Source organism: Inquilinus sp., from assembly GCF_039594555.1.
Classification (GTDB): domain Bacteria; phylum Pseudomonadota; class Alphaproteobacteria; order DSM-16000; family Inquilinaceae; genus Inquilinus.
The window spans coordinates 1-3,603 of sequence record NZ_JBCNNF010000558.1; the positions used below are offsets into that span (position 1 = coordinate 1).

Annotated in this window: 3 protein-coding genes and 1 pseudogene; 2 read left to right on the forward strand and 2 right to left on the reverse strand. The window is 72.4% G+C overall.

Annotation, left to right across the window (positions count from 1 at the left end; translation table 11 throughout):
- Positions 1–345: pseudogene (locus ABDW35_RS33925) on the reverse strand (uracil-DNA glycosylase); the annotation flags it as partial.
- Positions 345–1,574 (reverse strand): putative DNA modification/repair radical SAM protein, encoded by a 1,230-nt coding sequence (locus tag ABDW35_RS33930; RefSeq protein WP_343718259.1) that lies wholly within the window; start codon positions 1,572–1,574, stop codon positions 345–347. The gene ABDW35_RS33930 and the pseudogene ABDW35_RS33925, both read right to left, overlap by 1 nt.
- 85 nt (positions 1,575–1,659) lie before the next feature.
- Here ABDW35_RS33930 and ABDW35_RS33935 point away from each other — a divergent pair, with 85 nt between their 5' ends.
- Together ABDW35_RS33935 and ABDW35_RS33940 are read left to right on the forward strand one after the other, a co-directional pair.
- Entirely contained in the window at positions 1,660–1,944 is a 285-nt protein-coding gene (locus tag ABDW35_RS33935; RefSeq protein WP_343718260.1) for a GNAT family N-acetyltransferase, read from the forward strand.
- A gap of 57 nt (positions 1,945–2,001) precedes the next feature.
- Complete coding sequence (locus tag ABDW35_RS33940) at positions 2,002–3,420, forward strand: amidase (RefSeq protein WP_343718261.1); 1,419 nt, start codon at positions 2,002–2,004, stop codon at positions 3,418–3,420.
- Positions 3,421–3,603 lie beyond the last annotated feature (183 nt).

Here is a 3,603-nt window from a genome sequence, read left to right on the forward strand (position 1 = left end):
GACCGCGCCGGCCATCCGCTCCAGCCGCCGGGCCAGCGGATGGGTGGGGTCCTGCAGCAGGCGGCGCTCGCCCCGCGCCAGCCGCCACAGCGCGGTGTAGAGCAGGGCGAATCGCTCCGGGTCGCGATGGCAGATCACCGGCTCCGCCAGCTCGTGGAACCGCTTGGGCGCGGCCAGCGGCGGGGCCGCCGCATCCTCCGGCGCCGGGTCGCCGAAGGGCAGGGCGTCGTCCTCGCCCTCCAGCCAGCATACTGTCTCCGGCACAGCACCAGCAGCGATCAGGCCGCGGGCCGCCCGGCGGAAGGCGTCGAGGTCGTCGGGGCGGGCGATCCGGACCGTGCGCATCAGGCGAACAGCGACAGCTGCGTCGGTCTCGGCGCCAGCCGGGCGCGCAAATCGGCCCGGTCCAGCAGCCGGGTGGGGCGGTGGTCGGGCGTTACGATGAAGGGCAAAGCGCGCTTCAGTCCGCCGGTCAGCCGGGCCAGATCGGCCAGCCGCAGCGGGTGGATGCGGCGCGCCGCGACGATCCGGTCCACCGTCCGCGCGCCAAGGCCCGGCACGCGCAGCAGCAGGCCGCGCTCGGCCCGATTGACGTCGAGCGGGAAGCGGTCGCGGTGGCGCAGCGCCCAGGCCAGCTTGGGGTCGACCGCCAGGTCCAGCATGCCGTCCGGCGCGCCGGCCAGGATCTCCTCCGCCGCGAAGCCGTAGAAGCGCATCAGCCAGTCCGCCTGGTACAGCCGGTGCTCGCGCTGCAGCGGCGGCGCCTGGGCCGGCAGGGCCCGGCTGGCCTCCGGGATCGGGCTGAAGGCGGAGTAGTAGACCCGCTTCAGCCGGTAGCCGGCATAGAGGCCGGCGACGGTGCCCAGGATGGCGTTGTCGTCGGCCCCGTCGGCGCCGACGATCAGCTGCGTGCTCTGCCCGGCGGGGGAGAAGCGGGGCGCCTTCGGCTCGGCCTCCGCCTCCTCGATGCCCAGCCGCAGCCGGCCCATGGCGCCGCGGATGGTGCGGCTGCGCTTCTCCGGCGCCAGCCGGGTCAGCCCGTCCTCGGTCGGCAGCTCGATGTTGATCGACAGCCGGTCGGCGTGGCGGCCGGCCGCGGCCAGCAGTTCCGGGCTCGCCTCCGGGATCGTCTTCAGATGGATGTAGCCGCGGAAGCCGTGCTCCTCGCGCAGCCGCCGCGCCACCTCCACCAGCTGCTCCATGGTGTGGTCGGCGGAGCGGATGATGCCGGAGGACAGGAACAGCCCCTCGATATAGTTGCGCCGGTAGAAGCCGAGGGTCAGCTGCACCACCTCCTCGACCGTGAAGCGGGCGCGGCGGACGTTGCTGCTGCGGCGGTTGATGCAGTAGGCGCAGTCGTACTGGCAGAAATTGGTCAGCAGGATCTTCAGCAGCGACACGCAGCGCCCGTCCGGCGTGTAGGAATGGCAGATGCCGCGGCCATTGGTGGAGCCCAGCCCCTTGCCGTCCCGCGAATCGCGGGTGGCGGCGCCGGAAGACGCGCAGGACACGTCGTATTTCGCGGCATCCGCCAGGATCTCCAGCTTGGCGTCGGTGGTCATCGCTCGGCTCATGTTGCTAATTTGTTCCAATCGGTGAGGGAGTCAACGGCCGTGTTGCCGCGCTAGACTGCCCGCAGCGAATCCAAGGGAGAGACCGATGGCCGAGGTCACCGACAACCCGGCGCTGAGCCGCTTCGAGATGGCGGTCGACGGCGTCACCGCCTTCGTCACGTACCGCCGCGAGGGTGAGGTGCTGGCGCTGATCCACACCGAGGTGCCGCAGGCCCTGTCCGGCCGGGGCGTCGGCAGCGCCCTGGCGCGCGGCACGCTGGACTTGATCCGCGCCGCCGGCATCAAGATCCGGCCGCTGTGCCCGTTCATCGCCGCCTTCATCCAGCGGCACCCGGATTATGCGGATCTGGTTGCCGCCGATCGCGGTTGACGCTGTCCGCCGCGGCCCCGCAGATTTGCCGGACAAGACTCGGAGCAAGAGGCGGTCATGGCGGAGCTGTGCGATCTCGAGGCGGTGGAGCTGCGGCGCCTGATCGGGGCGGGGGAGGTCTCGCCGGTCGATCTGGTCGAGAGCTGCATCGCCCGGATCGAGGCGGCGGACCCGGCGGTCAACGCCATCACCGCCAAGGCCTATGACCGGGCGCGGGCCGAGGCGCGGGCGGCGGAGGCGGCGGTGCGGCGCGGCGATGCCCTCGGGCCCCTGCACGGGCTGCCGATCGGCGTGAAGGACCTCAGCGACACCGAAGGGCTGCTGACCGCCTATGGCTCGCCGCTCTTCGCCGACAACGTGCCGGCGGCCGACGAGCGGGTGGTGGCGGTGCTGCGCCAGGCCGGCGCCATCGTGCTGGCCAAGACCAACACGCCGGAATTCGGCGCCGGCGCCAACACCCGCAACGCGGTGTTCGGCCCGACGCTCAATCCCTTCGACCATGAGCTGACCTGCGCCGGCTCCTCCGGCGGGTCGGCGGTGGCGCTGGCCTGCGGCATGGTCCCGCTGGCCACCGGCTCCGACCTCGCCGGCAGCCTGCGCACCCCGGCCGCCTATTGCGGTATCGTCGGTTTCCGCCCGACTCCGGGCCTGATCCCGACCGAGACGCGCGGCCACGGCTGGTCGCCGCTGTCGGTCGACGGGCCGATGGCGCGCACGGTGACCGACGCGGCTCTGATGCTCTCCGCCATGACCGGCCACGACCCGCGCGACCCGCTGTCGCTCGGCGTCGACGGCGCGGCCTTCCGCGCGCTCGACCCGGTCGATCTCGGCGGGCTGACCGTGGCCTTCACCGAGGATCTCGGCTTCGCCCCGGTCGACAGCCGCGTCCGCCGCAGCTTCCGCGCCGCCCGCCAGGCGCTGGAGCCGGCGGTGGGCCGCAGCGTCGATTTCACGGTCGACATGGCCGGGGTGGACGACGCCTTCGCCACGCTGCGCGCGGTCGGCTTCGTCGCCGCGCACCGCGAAAAGGTCGAGGCGACGCCGGACAAGGTCGGGCCGAACGTCACCGCCAATGTCGCTGCCGGGCTGACGCTGGGCCTCGCCGACGTGGCCAGCGCGCTGACCGTGCAGACCCGGGTGGTGCGCGACGCCGACGCCTTCCTGGAAGGGGTCGATCTGGTGATCTGCCCGGTGGCCGGCCATCCGCCCTTCCCGTGGAAGGACTGGTATCCGGCGACGATCGACGGCGCCGCCTTGTCCAGCTACTTCCACTGGCTGGCGCTGGCCTATGGCCCGAGCCTGGCCGGCCTGCCCTCGGTGGCGCTGCCCTTCGGCCGCGACGAAGCCGGCCTGCCCTTCGGCCTGCAGATCATCGGCCGTCGCCGCGGCGACCACGCGGTGCTGTCCGCCGCCCGCGCAATCGAGGCCTGGGCCGGGCAGAACGGCTTCGGCCGGGCGATTCCGGACGCAGCCTGACGATTTTCCGGCCGGCCTGTCACATCCGCGAAGGCCATCTCGTCTTGATGTCGAACGCCGCCCCGACTGGCGGTTCCGATCTCAAGACTGGAAGGTTCGACCCATGTCCGCTCGTCTCGACTACGCCGCCATCGCCCCCGGTGCCATCAAGGCCCAGTACGGCGTGCATCTCTACCTGGAGGG

What these genes read in the sequence shown, in the direction of transcription:
- ABDW35_RS33940 (WP_343718261.1), top strand. Translation starts at nt 2,002, where the DNA reads ATGGCGGAGCTGTGCGATCTCGAGGCGGTGGAGCTGCGGCGCCTGATC.
- ABDW35_RS33930 (WP_343718259.1), bottom strand. Translation starts at nt 1,574, where the DNA reads ATGAGCCGAGCGATGACCACCGACGCCAAGCTGGAGATCCTGGCGGAT.
- ABDW35_RS33935 (WP_343718260.1), top strand. Translation starts at nt 1,660, where the DNA reads ATGGCCGAGGTCACCGACAACCCGGCGCTGAGCCGCTTCGAGATGGCG.